Annotated in this window: 13 protein-coding genes; 9 read left to right on the top strand and 4 right to left on the bottom strand. The window is 76.9% G+C overall.

Annotated features, from left to right (window positions below):
- Nucleotides 1–9: 9 nt before the first annotated feature.
- The 5 genes from ACFVQZ_RS02170 to ACFVQZ_RS02190 all read left to right on the top strand — a co-directional run bounded on the left by ACFVQZ_RS02170 (nt 10) and on the right by ACFVQZ_RS02190 (nt 5,664).
- Nucleotides 10–1,308 carry an ABC transporter substrate-binding protein gene (locus tag ACFVQZ_RS02170; RefSeq protein ID WP_383618907.1) on the top strand — a complete coding sequence of 433 codons (1,299 nt, stop codon included), beginning with the start codon at nt 10–12 and terminating at the stop codon, nt 1,306–1,308.
- A gap of 189 nt (nt 1,309–1,497) precedes the next feature.
- The gene (locus ACFVQZ_RS02175) at nt 1,498–2,829 is read left to right on the top strand and encodes an ABC transporter substrate-binding protein (RefSeq protein WP_030497640.1); all 1,332 of its coding nucleotides are present in this window, start codon (nt 1,498–1,500) and stop codon (nt 2,827–2,829) included.
- Nucleotides 2,830–2,840: 11 nt separating this feature from the next.
- Entirely contained in the window at nt 2,841–4,190 is a 1,350-nt protein-coding gene (locus tag ACFVQZ_RS02180; RefSeq protein WP_383618909.1) for an ABC transporter permease subunit, read from the top strand.
- Entirely contained in the window at nt 4,187–5,041 is an 855-nt protein-coding gene (locus ACFVQZ_RS02185; protein WP_383618911.1) for a carbohydrate ABC transporter permease, read from the top strand. Before ACFVQZ_RS02180 ends, ACFVQZ_RS02185 begins: the two co-directional genes overlap by 4 nt.
- Nucleotides 5,042–5,127: 86 nt before the next feature.
- Nucleotides 5,128–5,664: an NUDIX hydrolase family protein gene (locus tag ACFVQZ_RS02190; protein WP_107645539.1), complete on the top strand. Its 537-nt coding sequence runs from the start codon at nt 5,128–5,130 to the stop codon at nt 5,662–5,664.
- A gap of 76 nt (nt 5,665–5,740) precedes the next feature.
- Here the strand turns inward: ACFVQZ_RS02190 and ACFVQZ_RS02195 are convergent, their stop codons facing one another.
- On the bottom strand, nt 5,741–6,514 hold the full coding sequence (locus tag ACFVQZ_RS02195; protein ID WP_383618913.1) for a D-Ala-D-Ala carboxypeptidase family metallohydrolase: 774 nt from the start codon (nt 6,512–6,514) through the stop codon (nt 5,741–5,743).
- A gap of 244 nt (nt 6,515–6,758) precedes the next feature.
- On the opposite strand from ACFVQZ_RS02195, the gene ACFVQZ_RS02200 reads away from it, so the two are divergent.
- A complete protein-coding gene (locus tag ACFVQZ_RS02200) occupies nt 6,759–8,897 on the top strand; it encodes a SpoIIE family protein phosphatase (protein WP_383618914.1) in 2,139 nt (712 codons plus the stop codon).
- Nucleotides 8,898–8,954: 57 nt separating this feature from the next.
- Here ACFVQZ_RS02200 and ACFVQZ_RS02205 read toward each other — a convergent pair whose 3' ends face one another.
- Together ACFVQZ_RS02205 and ACFVQZ_RS02210 are read right to left on the bottom strand one after the other, a co-directional pair.
- The gene (locus tag ACFVQZ_RS02205; RefSeq protein WP_383618916.1) at nt 8,955–9,443 is read right to left on the bottom strand and encodes a DUF1269 domain-containing protein; all 489 of its coding nucleotides are present in this window, start codon (nt 9,441–9,443) and stop codon (nt 8,955–8,957) included.
- A gap of 135 nt (nt 9,444–9,578) precedes the next feature.
- Nucleotides 9,579–10,229, bottom strand: coding sequence for an alpha/beta hydrolase (locus tag ACFVQZ_RS02210; RefSeq protein ID WP_383618917.1), 651 nt, complete (start codon nt 10,227–10,229; stop codon nt 9,579–9,581).
- A gap of 211 nt (nt 10,230–10,440) precedes the next feature.
- On the opposite strand from ACFVQZ_RS02210, the gene ACFVQZ_RS02215 reads away from it, so the two are divergent.
- On the top strand, nt 10,441–11,307 hold the full coding sequence (locus ACFVQZ_RS02215; RefSeq protein WP_030497632.1) for a dienelactone hydrolase family protein: 867 nt from the start codon (nt 10,441–10,443) through the stop codon (nt 11,305–11,307).
- A 134-nt stretch (nt 11,308–11,441) separates the two neighbouring features.
- On the top strand, nt 11,442–13,997 hold the full coding sequence (locus tag ACFVQZ_RS02220; RefSeq protein ID WP_383618919.1) for a LuxR C-terminal-related transcriptional regulator: 2,556 nt from the start codon (nt 11,442–11,444) through the stop codon (nt 13,995–13,997).
- 45 nt (nt 13,998–14,042) lie between these two features.
- Here ACFVQZ_RS02220 and ACFVQZ_RS02225 read toward each other — a convergent pair whose 3' ends face one another.
- A complete protein-coding gene (locus ACFVQZ_RS02225) occupies nt 14,043–15,704 on the bottom strand; it encodes a CAP domain-containing protein (protein WP_383618921.1) in 1,662 nt (553 codons plus the stop codon).
- 142 nt (nt 15,705–15,846) lie between these two features.
- On the opposite strand from ACFVQZ_RS02225, the gene ACFVQZ_RS02230 reads away from it, so the two are divergent.
- Nucleotides 15,847–16,824: a serine hydrolase domain-containing protein gene (locus tag ACFVQZ_RS02230; RefSeq protein WP_030497629.1), complete on the top strand. Its 978-nt coding sequence runs from the start codon at nt 15,847–15,849 to the stop codon at nt 16,822–16,824.
- The last annotated feature ends 1 nt before the right edge of the window (nt 16,825 follow it).

Genomic DNA, 16,825 nt, shown 5'->3' on the forward strand with positions numbered 1-16,825 from the left:
GAGGAACGCATGGGGTGGGTACGGTCCGTGGCGAGGGGCGTGCTGGCGGCGGCGGTGCTGCTGGCGGGGTGTGCCGGGGGCGCGCCGCCGCCGGGTCCCGGGCCGGCCGGCGGGCGGGGCGCGCTGACGTTCGTGACGGCGGGCGACCTCACCGACTATCTGGGCCCGCTGGTGGCGGAGTGGAACGCGCGGCGGCCGGCGGAGCCGGTGACGCTGGTGGAGCTGCCGGACTCGGCGGACGAGACGCGGGCGCAGATGCTGAGCGAGCTGCGGTCGGGGAGCCGCCGGTTCGACGTGCTGAACATCGACGTGGCGTGGACGTCGGAGTTCGCGGCGGCGGGGCTGGTCGCGCCGCTGGAGCGGGAGCGGTTCGACCTGGCGGCGTTCCTGCCGCCGGTGGTGGACACGGCGACGTTCCGGGGACGGCTGTACGCGGTGCCGTACGTGACCAACGCCGGGCTGCTGTACTACCGGAAGGACGTGCTGGAGGCGGCGGGCGAGCGGCCGCCGCGGACGTGGGCGGAGCTGGCGCGGCTGGCGCGGACGCTGGCGCCGCGGCACGGGCTCGGCGGCTACGCGGGGCAGTTCCTGCCGTACGAGGGGCTGACGGTGAACGTGACGGAGGCGATCCAGTCGGCGGGCGGGACGGTGCTGCGGGAGGAGGGCGCGCGGGTCGGGGTGGACTCGGACGCGGCGCGGGCGGCGCTGACGTTCCTGGCCGGCGGGGTGCGGGAGGGGTGGATCCCGGCGGAGGCGCTGGGGTTCACGGAGGAGGAGTCGCGGGCGGCGTTCATGGAGGGGCGGCTGCTGTTCCTGCGGAACTGGCCGTACGTGTACGCGGACGCGGACCGGCCGGGGTCGCGGGTGGCGGGCCGCTTCGGGGCGGTGCCGCTGCCGGGGCCGTACGGGCCGGGGACGAGCGTGCTGGGCGGGTCGAACCTGGCGGTGTCCGCCCGGTCGCGGCACCCGGCGTCGGCGTACGACTTCCTGGCCTATCTGACGAGCGAGCGGGTGCAGCGGCAGGTGCTGACGCGCGGGTCGCTGCCGCCGGTGCGGGCGTCGCTGTACGCGGATCCGGAGCTGGTGGCGGCCCACCCGTATCTGCCGATCCTGCGGGAGAGCGTGCTGGCGGCGGTGCCGCGGCCGAAGAGCGCGCGGTACGACCAGGTGAGCCTGGCGGTGCAGGCGGTGGCGCAGGACGTGCTGGCGCTGCGGGCCTCGCCGGAGGAGGGGGTGCGGCGGCTGACGCGTGAGCTGGCGGCGATCCCGCACGACGGGCGGGAGCCGGGGGTTCCCGCCGGCGACTGACACCACGACCGCCTCCTCCGTCCCGCGACTCCTCCGGCCCCTCTGCCTACGCGTTAGGTAGGGGGGTTCTCCGTTACCCCTGACGCCTTCCCAATTCTGCTGCCTGCCCTGCCAGTTGGCGCTGCACCGTTGACATGCATTCGCCATCTCTACTTAACATGAAAGTATCGAAGCGAAGGAAGGACGACCATGCGACGACCCTCCCTCCCCACCCTCCGCGCCACCGGGGCGCTCTCCGCGGCCCTCGCCCTCGCGCTCACCGCGACCGCCTGCGGCGGCGGTGGGGACACCGCGTCCGGCGGCGAGCTCAGCGGCACGACCGTCACGGTCGCGGGCGTCTGGACGGGCAGCGAGCAGACCAACTTCAAGAAGGTCCTCGACGCGTTCAGCGCGAAGACCGGCGCCAAGACCGTCTTCGTCCCCTCCGGCGACAACGTCTCCACCTTCGTCGGCAGCAAGATCGAGGGCGGCAACGCCCCCGACGTCGTCCTCGTCCCCCAGGTCGGCGTCCTCCAGCAGTTCGCGAAGGCCGGCTGGCTCAAGCCGCTCTCCGAGAAGACCGCTGCGACCGCCGGCGGCAACCTCGCACCGGTCTGGAAGAACTACGGCACCGTCGACGGCACCTTCTACGGCCTGTACTTCAAGGCCGCCCACAAGTCGACCGTCTGGTACGACCCCGCCGCCCTGGAACAGGCGGGCGTGACCGAGCCGAAGACCTGGGACGACCTCCTGGCGGCCGGCCGGACGCTCGCCGACTCCGGCAGGCCCGCCTTCGCCGTCGCCGGCGAGGACGGCTGGACGCTCACCGACTGGTTCGAGAACATCTACCTGTCGCAGGCCGGACCGGAGAAGTACGACCGGCTCGCCCGCCACGAGCTGAAGTGGACCGACCCCAGCGTCGTCACCGCCCTCACCACCCTCGGCGAGGTCTTCAAGGACGAGCGGCTGGTCGCCGGCGGCGCCGCCGAGGCGCTGCGCACCGACTTCCCCGGCTCCGTCGAGAAGGTCTTCGGCCCCGAACCGAAGGCCGCCCTGGTCTACGAGGGCGACTTCGTCGGCGGCGTCGCCAAGGACGAGTTCGGGCGCAAGCCCGGCGAGGACGCGAAGTTCTTCCCGTTCCCGCCGGTCGGCTCCGGGAAGGCGCCGGTGGTCAGCGGCGGCGACGCGGCCGTCGTCCTGAAGGACGCGAAGAACGCCGAGGCCGGCATGCGGTTCCTGGAGTACCTGGCCACCCCGGAGGCCGCCGCGGTGTGGGCCGGCGCCGGCGGCTTCCTCTCCCCCAACAAGGACGTGAAGCCCGAGGCGTACGCCGACGACACCGCCCGCGCCACCGCCGCCTCGCTCGTCGCCGCCGGCGACTCCGTCCGCTTCGACATGTCCGACCAGGCGCCCGCCGCCTTCGGCGGCACCAAGGGCGCCGGCGAGTGGAAGCTCCTCCAGGACTTCCTGCGCGACCCGTCGAACCCGGCGCGGACCGCCGCCGCCCTGGAGGCGGCCGCGGCCAAGGCGTACGGGAACTGAGGCCGGCCGCCATGGACCGGCAGTCCGTCCCGGGCCGGCGGCGGCAGGCGCGCGCCGCGGCCGACCCGCGGCGCCGCGCCCGGCGCTCGCGGCGGCTCCTCGGCGCCGCCTTCGCCCTGCCCGCCCTCCTGCTCCTGGGCGCCCTCGTCGCCTACCCGGTCGTCTTCTCCGTCGTCCGTAGCCTCTTCGACGCGACCGGCGACCGGTTCGTCGGCGCCGGCAACTACCTGGAGATGGTCCGCGACCCGGCCACCCTGAAGGCGCTGCGGAACAGCGCCGTCTGGGTGGTGGTCGCGCCCGTCCTGCTCACCGGGCTCGGCCTCATCCTCGCCGTGCTGACCGAGCGGGTCCGCTGGGCGACCGCGTTCAAGCTCGTGCTGTTCCTGCCGATGGCCGTGTCGTTCCTCGCCGCGGGCATCGTGTTCCGGCTGGCGTACGAGCAGGATCCGGACCGGGGCGTGCTCAACGCGGTGGTGGTCGGCGTCCACGACGCCTTCGACGACCCGGCCCCGTATCCGACCGCCCGTGCCCGCGAGGACCGGGGCCTCGCCGGCACCCCCGCCGACGGCTACACGAGCGGCGAGCTGCGGCCCGGTGCCGTCGCCGTCCTGCCGTTCGTGGGCGTCGCCCCCGGGGCCGTCCCGGCGGGGACGGAACCGGCCCGGGCCCCGGAACCGGCCCCGGGCACCCTGTCCGGGACGGTGTACCTGGACTTCACGCCCGGCGCGGGCGGCCGGACGGGCGAGGTCGACGCGGCGGAGAAGGGGCTGCCTGGCATGACCGTCGAGGCCGTCCGCGACGGGAAGGCGGTGGCGTCGGCCCGCACGGCCGCCGACGGCACCTTCCGCTTCGACGGGCTCGCCGACGGCACGTACCGGCTGCGGGTGCCGGCCGGCAACTTCGCCGCCGGCTACGGCGGAGTCGACTGGCTCGGGCCGGCGCTCGTCACCCCGGCGATCATCGGCGCCTACCTCTGGGTGTGGACCGGCTTCGCCATGGTGCTGATCGGTGCCGGGCTCGCCGCGCTCCCCCGCGACGTGATGGAGGCGGCCCGTGTGGACGGTGCGAACGAACGGCAGATCTTCCGCCGGATCACCGTCCCGCTGCTCGCCCCCGTCCTCACCGTCGTGCTCGTCACCCTGGTCATCAACGTGATGAAGGTCTTCGACCTCGTGTACGTCATCGCCCCGGGCCCCGTGCAGGAGGAGGCGAACGTGCTGGCCACCCGCATGTGGCTGGTCTCCTTCGGCGGCGGCAACGACCAGGGGCTCGGCGCCGCCCTCAGCGTGCTGCTGCTCCTGCTGGTCGTCCCGGCGATGGTCTTCAACATCCGGCGCTTCCGGAAGGGCGGCGGCTCATGAACAGGAACAGGCCCACGCGCGTGACCCGGTGGCTGGGGAGTGCGGCGGTGCAGTCGCTGCTCGTCCTGGTCGCCCTCGTCTGGATCACCCCGCTGGCGGGGCTGCTGCTGTCCTCGCTGCGCTCCGAACGGGACAACGCCTCGGACGGCTGGTGGACGTCGCTGGTGGAGCCGTCCCAGCTCTCCTTCGACAACTACCGCGCTCTGCTGGCGGATTCGGGACTCGTCCAGGCGTTCTGGAACACGGTCCTGATCGCGGTGCCGACCACGGTCCTCGTCGTCGGCATCGCCGCGCTCGCCGGATACGCCTTCGCCTGGCTGCACTTCCCGGGCCGGGACGGCCTCTTCCTGGTCGTGGTCGGGCTGCTGGTGGTCCCGGTGCAGATCGGCCTGCTGCCGGTGGCGAAACTCTTCGGCGCGGTCGGCCTGTTCGGGACGGTCGCCGGCGTCGTGCTCTTCCACGTGGCGTACGGGCTGCCGTTCGGGGTGTTCCTGCTGCGGAACTTCTTCGCGGAGATCCCGCGCGAGATGCTGGAGGCGGCCCGGCTCGACGGCGGCGGCGAGTGGCGGATCTTCCGGCGGCTCGTGCTGCCGCTGGGCCGGCCGGCGCTCGCCAGCCTGGCGATCTTCCAGTTCCTGTGGGTCTGGAACGACATGCTGGTGGCGCTGCTCTTCGCCGACGGCGAGTCCCAGCCGCTGACGGTGGCCCTCCAGTCGCAGATGCGGCAGTTCGGCTCCAACATCGGCGTCCTCGCGCCGGGCGCCTTCCTGTCCCTGGTGGTACCGCTGGTGGTGTTCTTCGCCTTCCAGCGCCACTTCGTGCAGGGGGTGATGGCCGGGTCGGTCAAGTGACGGCGGGCCGGCGCTCCCCCGAGCCACCCGAACGGCTGACGCCCGAATCACCGCGCGGCGGTCGTCGCGGAAAGTATGATCAGGCGATGTCTGACATGACTGAGACCACGCCCGGCTGGATGACCTCGGACGAGCTGGACACGGCCCGCGCCCGGATGCCGATCCTGTACGTCGACGCGGTTCCCGTACGGGTGGACGACAGCGGCGAAGTCACGAGCATCGGACTGCTGCTCCGCATCGGCGCCGACGGAACGATCAGCCGCACCCTCGTCTCCGGACGCGTCATGCACCACGAGCGCGTCCGGGACGCCCTGTTGCGGCACCTGGAGAAGGACCTCGGCCCCGTGGCGCTGCCGCGGGTGCCGGCGTCGCTCCAGCCCTTCACGGTCGCGGAGTACTTCCCGACCGCGGGCATCACCCCGTTCCACGACCCGCGCCAGCACGCGGTGTCGCTCGCCTACATCGTCCCGGTGAGCGGCGACTGCCGCCCGCGCCAGGACGCCCTCGACCTGGTCTGGTTCAGCCCCCAGGAGGCCGCGTCCGCGGCCGTCCAGAGCGAGATGCCGGGCGGCCACGGCGTCCTGCTGAAGCAGGCGCTGGCGCACGTGGGCGTCACGTACTGAGCCCGGCGCTCCCGGTCCGGCCGCGGCGCTCGCGCGTGCGGCCGGACCGGGAGCGGACGGGCGGGGTCGGCGGCCGTCAGATGCCGCAGGAGGACGCGGACCAGTACCGGCCGGCCCGGTGGTCGACGTGCGCGTGGTCGGAGTGGCCGGGGTAGCCCGGGCCGAGGATCCCGTTGAAGCCGTGGTAGCGGGCCTGCTGGGCCAGCCGGCACAGCGAGTGCGGGCCGGCTCCCAGGTCGGCGGCGTCGCCGTAGAGGTGCCGGCTGTCCGAGGCGCCGCCGACGGCCGCGTTGCAGGCGGTGCTGCGGAAGCCGCTGGTCACCCGGATCGGCTCGTCGCCGAGGGCGTGCCGGAGGGCCTCCAGCTTCCACATCGTGCGCAGCGCGTTGGCCTTGGCGGTGGTGGCGCTGACGGCGCCGCCCGCCCAGGTGGTGTTGCAGTCGTTCAGCTCGGCGTACGAGAAGTGGACCGGCGTGCAGTCGTCGTCCTGGAGCGCGTACAGCTTGCTGAAGGTCGCGGGGCCGGCGACGCCGTCGGCGGCGAGGCCGTAGGCGGACTGGAAGCGCTTCACGGCGGCGGTGGTGGCCGGGCCGTAGGAGCCGTCGACGGCGAGGACGCCGCCGTAGCCCGGGTAGCCGGCGACCCGGATCTGGAGCTGGGTGACGTCGGCCCCGGTCGCGCCCTGCGAGAGGGTGCGGGACCAGGTGTAGCAGCCGTCGGCGCGGGCGGGGGACGCCCCGGCCACGACGCCGGACAGGCCGGCGACCGTCAGCACGAGGGCGAGCAGGAGCCGGGTCACGGGGGACGCGAGCGACACGGGCGGAACGGAAGCGCGGGGGTGCGGGGACATACGGGCGGGCCTCCCTCTCTGCGGGTACGGGGACGTACGGAGAACAGGGCCGTGCGGGTGATGCCGTGCGTGTAATGCCGTGCGTGTTTGCGTGCGTGCCGTGCGGGCGTGTCATGCAACTGTCAGACAGCGCCTGTCGGGAGGAAGCCTGGCCCGTCGGTCGACGCGCGTCAACCACGCCGGACACCGCCGTACGGCGGCACCGCGGCGGGCCGGGCCCGGCCCGCGCCGCGATGATGGGAGCGTGAAGGGCGGCGAGAGCACCGACGACCCCGCCGGACGCGGAACCCACGCGTCCGGCACCCCACCGGGCTCGCGCGCGACGGGCGCGGCCGGGAGCCCGGGCGGCACGGGCCGCACGGGCCCGGGCTCCGGCGGTACGGACGCGGGCTCCGCCGTCGGCGGGACGCCCGTCGATCCGCGCATGTTCGACGGGACCGTCGCCGCCGTCGCCGTCCTCGCCGGACCCGAAGGGCGGCTGCTCTACACCAACTCCGCGTTCACCCGGCTCTTCGGCGCCCGGCGGATCGGCCTCCCGGCCCGCGCCGCCTTCCCGGACGCGGACGGGCACCGCTTCCTGGCCGTGCTCGAATCCGTCCGCGCCACGGGCCGGGCCCGGCAGGTCGTCGGCGAGCGGCGGACGGACCCCGGGGCCGCCGGGCAGGCCCGGCACTTCGTGTACTCGTGCAGCCCCGTCACCACCGGGCAGGGCCCCGGGATCCTCGTCCTCGCCATGGACACCACCGCCGAGACGCAGGCGCTCCAGCGGTACGAGGCGCTGGTCTCGGCCGTCTCGCAGATGGTGTGGGTGATGGGCGCCGACGGGTCCATGGAGGAACTGGTCCCCGGCTGGGCGCAGCTGACCGGAAGGCCCTGGCATCCGCGCGCCGACGAGGGCTGGTACCCGCACATCCACCCGCGCGACCGGGAGGCGCTGAGCGCGGCGTGGCGGCGGGCGGCGCGGGAGGGCGAGCGGCCCGGGGTGTTCGAGGCGACGTTCCGGGTGCGGGCGGCGGACGGCTCGTACCGGCACCTGTCGACGCGCTGCGTGCCGGTGCTGCGGGACGGGCGCGTCGCCGAGTGGGTGGCGGCCACCGCCGACATCGAGGACGGCTGGGGCACCCGGCTGCGCGAACGGCTGCTCGCGAAGGTCGCCGCGGTGACCGAGGCGAGCCTGCCGGAGGCGTTCGCGGAGGTCGTGAAGGTGCTGGTGCCGGAACTCACCGACGCCTGCCTGATCCTGCTGCTGTCGCACGACGAGTGGCCGCTGCCGGAGCACGCCGGGGTGACGGCGCGCCGGATCGCGTCGGCGACCCGGCCCGGCCTGCCGGCGCCGCCCGCGCTGCGCGGCCAGGAGGTGGCGGTGACGCCGGCCGTGCGCGCGGTGCTGGCGGGGCGGGAGCCGGTCACCTTCCCGCTGGAGCCGGGCGCCCCGGTGCCGCCCGGGCTCGTCCCGACGGTCAGCGAACGCTGGCTGACCGCCTCCGGGGCCACCAGCCTCACCCTCGTCCCGCTGATCGTCGACGACCTCGTCCTCGGCTACGCCGCCTCCAGCAGCAACGGCGACACACCGGTCCCCGGACCGGCCGAGACCGAGCTCCTGCGGGAGGTGCTGCACCACGCCCAGGGCCCGATCCAGAAGGTCCTCGACCTCCAGCGGGCCCGGCGGACCGCGCTCGGCCTCCAGCGGGCGCACCTGACCGACCCGCCGCCGGTGCGGGGCGGGACGCTGGCCGCGCGCTACCAGCCGGCCAGCCCCAGCGGGGAGATCGGCGGCGACTGGTACGACGCCTTCACGCTGCCGAACGGGACGCTCGTCCTCGGCATCGGGGACGTGGCGGGCCACGACCTGACGGCGGCCACGGCGATGGGGCAGATGCGCAGCATGCTGCGGGCGCTGGCGTACGCGGGCGGGCCGGAGGCCGCGCCGGACGAGGTGCTGGCCCGGCTCGACCAGGTGGCGGCGGGCCTGGCCACCGCCGACCTGGCGACCGCGCTGCACGCGACCCTGCGGCGCGGACCGGCCGGCACCTGGCCGCTGACCTGGTCGAACGCGGGCCACCCGCCGCCGCTGCTCGTCCCGGCCGAGGGCGCCGCCCGCTTCCTCCCCGGCGCGGCGGACCCGCCGCTCTGCGTGGCCCCGGACCCGCCCCGGACGAGCCGCACCCACGTCCTGCGGCCCGGCGACACGCTGCTGCTGTACACCGACGGCCTGATCGAGACCCCGGCCGCCGCGATCGACGAGGGCCAGCGCCGGCTCGCCGCCGAGGCCGCCCGCGTCCGCCGGCTCCCGCTGCCGGATCTGCTCGGCGTACTCCAGGAGCTGTCGGACCACCGCGACGACACGGCCCTGCTGGCCTTCCGGGCGGACGACGGGAGCTGACGGGGCGCTGCCGGCGGGAGCTGACGAAGGGCGACGGCGGGGCGCCGCCCGGGGACGTCACTCGGGGTCGGCGAGCTGCTGGGCCAGCTCCTTCTCGTCCGCGTCGCTGAGGGACGTCTTCAGGACGGTGCCGCCGTGGGGCTGCATCGCCGCGGTGAACTTGTCCTCGGTGAGCTTCGCCGCCATGATCACGACGGCGGCGGCGCCCGGCCGCAGCAGGTCGCCGACCTGCTGCCGGAACCGCTCGTCGATGCCGGACTTGCTGAGCCGGCCGACGAGTCCGCCGAGCGCGGCACCGGTGAGGGCGCCGACCGCGGGGGCCAGGACGAGGATGCCGAAGATGGTCCCCCACAGGGCCCCCGTGGCGGCGGTGACGCCGACGACCCGGCTGGACGTGTCGACGTGGGTGGCGCCCTCCTCGTCCACGGACACGACGGCGAGGCCGTTGAGGACCAGCACCTGGTCGCGCTGGAGGTCCTGCACCGTGGCGAGGGCCGCCTCGGCGGCGGCACGGTCCTCGTACCCGATCACGATGAGTTCCGACACGGACGCCTCCCGGGACAGGCGCGGGGGCGGTGGGCCGGGCCCGCGCGGCCGCGTGGGGCGCGGTGGCGCGCCCCCTCCGCCCGATCCTGGCCCGCCGCGCCCGGTCCCGCGAGTCGGGAACGGGCCCGGAGGCCGTCAGGCGGGTCCGGACGCCAGGGTCTCCAGGGCCAGTTCGGCGGTGCGCCGGTGCCACAGGCGGGCGCCGCGCAGCATGGCGTGGCCCCCGAGCGGCATGGGGACGCCGGTCGCGTCGGCGCCGGCCTCCCGGGCCCTGCGGACGAACGCCCACGAGTCGCGGGCGGCCGTCACCCGGTCCGTCTCGTCGTGGAGCAGGTACAGCCGGCGGCCCGCGAGGTGGGCGACCGGCTCGCCCGGCGGGCACCAGGGCGCGAGGGCGACGACGCCCCGGACGGCCGGGTCCCCGGCGACCGCGAGCGCGGCCCGGCCGCCCATGGAGTGCCCGACGAGCACGACGGGGATCGCGCCGAACCGGTCCCGCAGCCGGGCGAGCGCGGTCCCGGCGTCCCGGGCGGCGTCGGCGCGGTCGCCGTTCCAGCCCCGGTGCCGGTAGCGGCCCTCGGCGACCAGCACCGCCCGGCCGCGCGCCGCCCGCCGCACGGCCTCGGCGAAGGGCCGCATCCGCAGCGCGGGGAGGTTGAGGTACGGCGGGGCCTCCAGCCCGTCGGCGCGTCCGCCGTGCAGCAGGAGCACCGCGCCGGCCGGGGCGCCGGCGCCGTACCGCACGACGAGCGCGGGGGCCTCGGCGGACCGGGAGCGCGCGGTCATCGGGTCCTCCTGTCGCGGCCGTCCGGGGTCGGTCCCGCAGTCTGTCACGCCCCCGGCGGACCGCGGCGCGGGGCCCCCACCGCCGCAGGACCGGTGATTGTGCCGATGACGGCGTCCCGTGCCGCCCCCACAGTGGCGGGGCCTGCCCCCACGGCAGCGGTCTCCCCTCCCCCGGGGCGGCCGTACCACGACACGAGAGGACGACTTCGTCGTGAAGCGATACCTTGCCGCGGCCACCGCCGTCACCGCCGGCCTCACCCTGCTCCTCGCCCCGGGCGCGGGAGCGGCGGCCGGCAATCCGTACGAGCGCGGCCCCGCGCCCACCGTGGCGAGCATCGAGGCGTCGCGCGGCCCCTACGCGGTCGCGCAGACCTCGGTCTCCTCGCTCGCCGCCGTCGGCTTCGGCGGCGGCACCATCTACTACCCGACGAGCACCGCCGACGGCACGTTCGGCGCGGTGGCGATCTCCCCCGGGTTCACCGCCACGCAGTCGTCGGTGGCCTGGCTCGGTCCGCGGCTGGCCTCGCAGGGCTTCGTCGTGTTCGTGATCGACACGCTCACCACGCTCGACCAGCCCGACAGCCGGGGCCGGCAGCTCCTCGCCGCGCTCGACCACCTCACCCAGCGCAGCGCCGTCCGGGACCGGATCGACACCTCGCGGCTCGGCGTGATGGGCCACTCGATGGGCGGCGGCGGCACGCTGGAGGCGGCGAAGAGCCGGCCGAGCCTGAAGGCCGCGGTGCCGCTGACCGGCTGGAACACCGACAAGACCTGGCCGGAGCTGCGCACCCCGACCCTCGTCATCGGCGCGGACGGCGACACCATCGCCCCCGTCGCCACCCACTCGGAGCCGTTCTACGAGAGCCTGCCCGCCGGCCTCGACAAGGCGTACCTGGAGCTGAACGGCGCCTCGCACTTCACGCCCAACACCTCGGACACGACGATCGCGAAGTACAGCATCGCGTGGCTGAAGCGGTTCATCGACGACGACACCCGGTACGAGCAGTTCCTCTGCCCGCTGCCGCGGCCGAGTCTGACGATCGAGGAGTACCGGGGCAGCTGCCCGCTGGGCTCCTGAGGCCGGTCCGGGACCGGGTTCCGGACCCGGGTCCTGTGCGCGGGCACAGCCCCGGCCACGGGGGGCTGGGCTCCGGCCCAGACCCCCTTACCGACCGGTACCGGCCGTCCGGCGGGCCGGTTAGCGTGACGGGCGTGACCGCCGCAACCGGGCCCGTGCTGTACGGCCGGGAGGCCGAACTCGCCGCCGTCCACCGGCTGTCGGCCCCGAAGGAGAGCCGCCTCGGGGCCGAGCCGGTGGTCGTCGTGACCGGCGGGCCCGGCGAGGGGCGCTCCGCGCTGCTCGCCCGGGCGGCCCGGGACTTCCCCGGCGTCGCGTACGTGATCGGGGCGCCCCGCCGGCAGGTGCCGTGGAGCGCCGCGCGGGCGCTGTGCGACGCGCTGGCGCCGTCGGGTGCGGCGGCCTGCCGGGCGGCCCGGCTCGCCCGGGGTCCCGGCGGCGTCGCCGCGGCGCTCGCTGCCTCCCTGTCCGGAACCGGTCCCGTCCTGCTCTGCCTGGACGACTTCCCGCTGTGGGACGCGCACTCGCGGGCCGCGTTCACGGCGCACTGGCGGTCCCCGGCCGCGCGCGGCACGACGCGGCTCGGATGGCTGGTGGCGTCGGCGCCCGGCCGGCCGCTGCCCGCGGCGGACGCGCCGGGCGCCGCGCCCGTCGTCCGGCTGTCACGGCTCGACCGGGCGGACGCCCGGGCGCTGCTGGCCGACGCGGGCGGGGGGCGCGTCGCGCCGGCCGTGGCCGAGCGGCTCCTCGACGAGGCGGCCGGGCACCCGGGCGTCCTCGTCGAGACGGTCCGCCGGCTGGCGCCCGGCGTGCTCGCCGGCACGGTCGCCGGGCCGGGGCGGCTGGTGGACGACGGCGTGCTGGTCACGGTGTACGGCGGGCTGCTCGGCGCCCTGCCGGCGGACGGGCGCCGGCTGCTGGGCGTGGTGGCGCGCGCCTGCCGGCCGGCGGGCGGGGACCCCGGCCGTACGGACGTGGGCGCGGTCCTGGCCCGCGCCCGGTCGCTGCGGGTGCCGACGGAGGCGCTGGACGGCCTGGTGGCGGCCGGGCTGCTGCACCGCGACGGTGACGCGCTCGCCTTCCCCGACCCGTTCCTGCGCCGCGCGGCGGCCCGCCACGGGGACCGGCCCCGGGACGGCGGCCCGGCCGCCGGGCGGAGCCCGTACCCGAAGGAGGAGGTCCGGCGCCGGGACCCGGGGCTGCCGGACCGTCACGAGCGGCACCGGGCCGACCGGCTGGGGCCGCCCCCGGCCGTCCGGGCGCGTTCCGTCGCGGCGCGCGGCCGGGCGCTGCTGACCCGTGGTTTCGCGGCGCTCGCGGGCGGACCGGTGATGGACGCGCACGACGCGTTCCTCCAGGCGGCGAAGGTGCTGCGGGACCGGGAGCCCGCCGAGGCGGCCGACGCCCGGTTCCTCGCGATGGAGGCGGCCTGGGCGGCCGGGGACGTCGACGCCTGCCTGGCCGCGCTCGACCTCGCCCCGGCCGGCCCGGGGACGGAGCGGGCCTTCGCCGAGGGGCTGCGGGCCGCGCTCACCGTCCGCCCCGACCGGGCGCGGCGCCCGCTCGCCGCGGTCGTCGCGGTCGGCGCGGACCGGGACGAGCCCCGGCTGCTGCTGCGGGCCGGATCGGCCGCCCTGGTGCTCGGGGACGTCACGGCGGCGGCGCGGCTGCACGGCAGGGCGCTGGCACGGGCGCGCGCCGAGGAACGGGCCTCCCTGCTTCCCCGGATCCTCGAACACCTCGCGTACGCCGAGCTGCGCGCCGGCCGGTACGCCCGGGCCGGGCACGCCGCCGGGGAGGGCCTGCGGGCGGCGCGCGCGACGGGCCAGCTCAACTCGGCGGCGCACCAGCACGCGGTGCTGGCCCTGGTGGCGTCGGTGACCGGCGACGGGCCGTCCGTCCGGGAGCACGCGGAGCGGGCGCTGGCGATCGGGCGCCCGCACGGGCTCGCCCAGGCGGTGACGCTCGCCGAATGGGCCCTGGCGCGGGCCGAGTCGGCGGCCGGCCTCCCCGCGCAGGCCGCCGCGCGCCTCGCGCCGCTGGTCCGGCCCGGCCCTCACAGCGGCCACTTCGCGCTCCGCATGCTGGCCGTGCCCTGCTTCGTGGAGGCGGCGGTGGCGGCGGGCCGGGCGGGCGAGGCGCGCGAGGCGACGGAGGAGTACGCGCGCTGGGCGGCGTTCGGGCTGGACCGGCCGGCCCCGGCCCAACTGGCCCGCTGCCGCGCCCTGCTGGCCCGGCACGGCGAGGAGACGTCCCGCTGGTTCGGCGAGGCGCTGCGGCACCACGAGGACGGCGGCAACGACTTCGAGCGGGCCCGGACCCTCTTCGCGTACGGGACCTGGCTGCGCCGGCGGCGCCGCCCGGGCGAGGCACGGGGCCCGCTGCGCGACGCGCTGGTCACCTTCGAGCGGGCGGCGGCCGAGGGCTGGGCCCGGCAGGCGCGCGCGGAACTGCGGGCGACGGGCGCGCCGGGCACGCCGCGCCCGGAGCCGTCCGCGCTGGCCGCGCTCACCCAGCAGCAGCGGCGGATCGCCCGGCTCGTCGCGGAGGGCGCCACCAACGAGGAGGTCGCCGCCCGCCTGTCGCTGAGCCCGCGGACCGTCGACCACCATCTGCGGGGGGTGTACGCGCGGCTGCAGCTGCGGTCCCGGGTCGAGCTGTCCGCGCTCGTGGCGGCGGCCGAGCGGTGACGGCCGCGCCGGACAACGGCCCGGGGGGCGGGCGGTGGCGGGCGGTCAGCGGGCGCCGAACACCTGGGTCCAGTAGGGGCCGCCGTCGGTGTGGACGCCGACGCCGAGCTCCTTGAAGTCGCAGTTGAGGATGTTGGCGCGGTGGCCGGGGCTGTTCATCCACGCCTCCATGACCTGCTCGGCCGTCGTCTGGCCCTTGGCGATGTTCTCGCCGTAGGTGCTCCACGGGTAGCCGGCGGCGGTGACGCGCTCGCCGGGGCCGTCGCCGTCCGGGTTGGTGTGGTCGAAGAAGTCCCGGGCGGCCATGTCGGCGGAGTGGCCCTGCGCGGCACGCGCGAGGGTCGCGTTCGCGGTGAGCGGCCCGCAGCCGGCCTTGGCGCGCTCGGCGTTGACGAGCGAGAGCACCTGGTCGGCCGCCGATCCCTGGCCGCCGCCGTCGTCCTGCCTGCCGCCGCCGGGGGCCGGGTCGGTGCCGGCGGTCGGCGCCGCGGTCGTCCGCGCGGGTTCCGGGGCGGTCGTCCGGGCGGGGGCAGGGGCGGTGGTCGGGGCGGCGGTCGGCTTCTGCGGGCGGGCGGCGGGGCTCGCGAGGGTGCGCTGCGGGGTGGGCGCGGCCGTGGTGGGGCGCGCGGTGGGGGTGCGCCGGGCGTCGGGCGTGGCGGATGCGGTCGTCCGGCCGGACGGCGGGGTGGAGGCGGTGGGGGCCGCGGCGACGGTGGCGGGGGTGGCCGTCAGGGAGTCGGGGTCGTGGGTGAGGGGCGTGTCGGGGCCGGGGACGGCGGCGCGGTTCGCCTCCAGGATCTCCCGCTGGCCGTCCCGCCCGCCGTACAGCGAGAACGCGCCGCCGGTGACGGCGACGACCGCGATCCCGGCGGCGACGGCGGCCCGCCGCCGGGTCCGTTCCTGGGCCTGGCGCCGCCGGCGGCGGTCCGCCCGCGTCCCCCGCCTCCCGCCGGCGGCGGGGGCGGTGGGGGGCGCGGGGGCGACGGGGGCGGCCGGGGTGATCCCGCCGAGGTCGTGGGCCAGGGTCGGCGCGTCGGTCCCGGCGCCGGTGAACGGACCCTCGACGTCAGGACCGGGGTGAGACCCGGGCGTCGCGGCGGCCACCACGACCCCGGCGCAGGCCGCGCACGTGGTCGTGTGGGCGGCGAGGTGGTCGCGCCATCCGGCACCGGGCCGGCCGTCCCAGCCGGCGGTCAGCTCCCGGAGCCGGGGGCAGCGGGGGCGGCGGGCCAGCGCGGCGCCGACGGACCGGGCGGCGTCGAGCCGGGTCCGCGCGGTCGCCATCCGCGGGGCGGTGTCGTCCGGCGTCCACTGGAGCGCGGCGGCCGTCTCGTACCGCGCCAGCAGACCTTCGTCCTCCAGCGAGCCGAGCGCGGCGAGCAGCGCGTCCTGGACGTCGAGCCAGCCGCCGGCCTCGTCGAGGCTGGCGGAGGCGTGCCCGAGGGTGGTGTCGACGGCGAGGGCGAGGAGCCAGGGGCGGAACGCCCCGGGGTGCGGCAGGGTGTGCAGCGTGCCGTGGGCGCGCCGCAGGGTGTCGCGGACGACGGGGTCGGCGGCGACGGAGGGGCGGAAGACGAGGGCGCGGGACACCAGGGCGTGCACGAGCGGCCGGTGGGCGCCGAGGACCTGGTCGCACGCCCAGGGGTCGCCGTACCGCGCCGCCTGTATCCAGTCCGTCATCTCGTCCGCGCCTGTGGTCCGCTGCACGCCGTCCGTCCTTCTCTGCCGTTCCCGGAGTTTCCTGCGCCTGGGAGAGCCTGGGCCCGGCACGGCGATAACGGAAAGAGCGGAAGCGGAATCCGTGACATGGGTCACAGCGCTTCCCTGGGCGGGAACTAGGGTGGCCCGCATGGACGGGGATCACGGTGACGAGTGGTTGGCGGGGCGGCTGCGGGCGCTGACGGGCGGGGGGTTCCCGGTGGCGGGGGCCCTGGTCGGCCCGGGGGGCGCGCGGACGGCGTCGGTGGGGGCGGCGCCGGACGCCGACTTCGAGATCGGGTCGGTGTCGAAGGGCGTCACGGGGCTGCTGTACGCGGACGCGCTGGAGCGCGGCGAGGTGACGGCGGACACGCGGCTCGGGGCGCTGCTGCCGCTGGCGGACGTGCCGGCCGGGGCGGTGACGCTCGGCGCGCTGGCCACCCACCGGTCGGGGCTGCCGCGGCTGCCGGCCGCGGCGCGGCCGTGGCGGCGGACGTTCGCGCTGTGGCGGCACGGGGCCAATCCGTACGGCGAGGACCTGGCGGCGCTGGTCGACCAGGCCCGTACGGTACGGCCGGGCCGGACGCGGCCCCGCTACTCGAACTTCGGCTTCGAGCTGCTCGGGCACGCGCTGGCCGCCGCCGCGGGGACGTCGTACGAGCGGCTGGTCGCCGGGCGGATCGGCGGACCGCTCGGGCTCGACCGCTTCTACCTCCCGGCGGGTCCGGCGGGGCTGCTGCCGGGCGCCGTGGCGGGGACGACCCGGCGGGGCCGGCCGCGCGAGCCGTGGACGGGCGAGGCGCTGGGCCCGGCCGGCGGGATCCGGGCGGACATCGGCAGCATGGCGCGCTTCACCGCCGCGCTGCTCGACGGCACGGCGCCGGGGACGGCGGCGCTCGATCCGGTCGTCCCGTTCGGCGCGGGGACGCGGATCGGCGCGGCGTGGATCACGCTGCGGGTGCGGGACCTCACGGTGACGATGCACAACGGCGGGACGGGCGGCTTCCGTTCGTGGCTGGGCCTGGACCGCGCCTCGGGCACCGGCGCGGTGGTGCTGGCGGGGGCGGCGGTCTCCGTGGACCGGGCGGGCTTCGCGCTGCTGACCCGGGACAAGGACCGGGCGCCGTGAG

This window comes from Streptomyces sp. NPDC057854 (assembly GCF_042797055.1).
Lineage (GTDB): Bacteria > Actinomycetota > Actinomycetes > Streptomycetales > Streptomycetaceae > Streptomyces.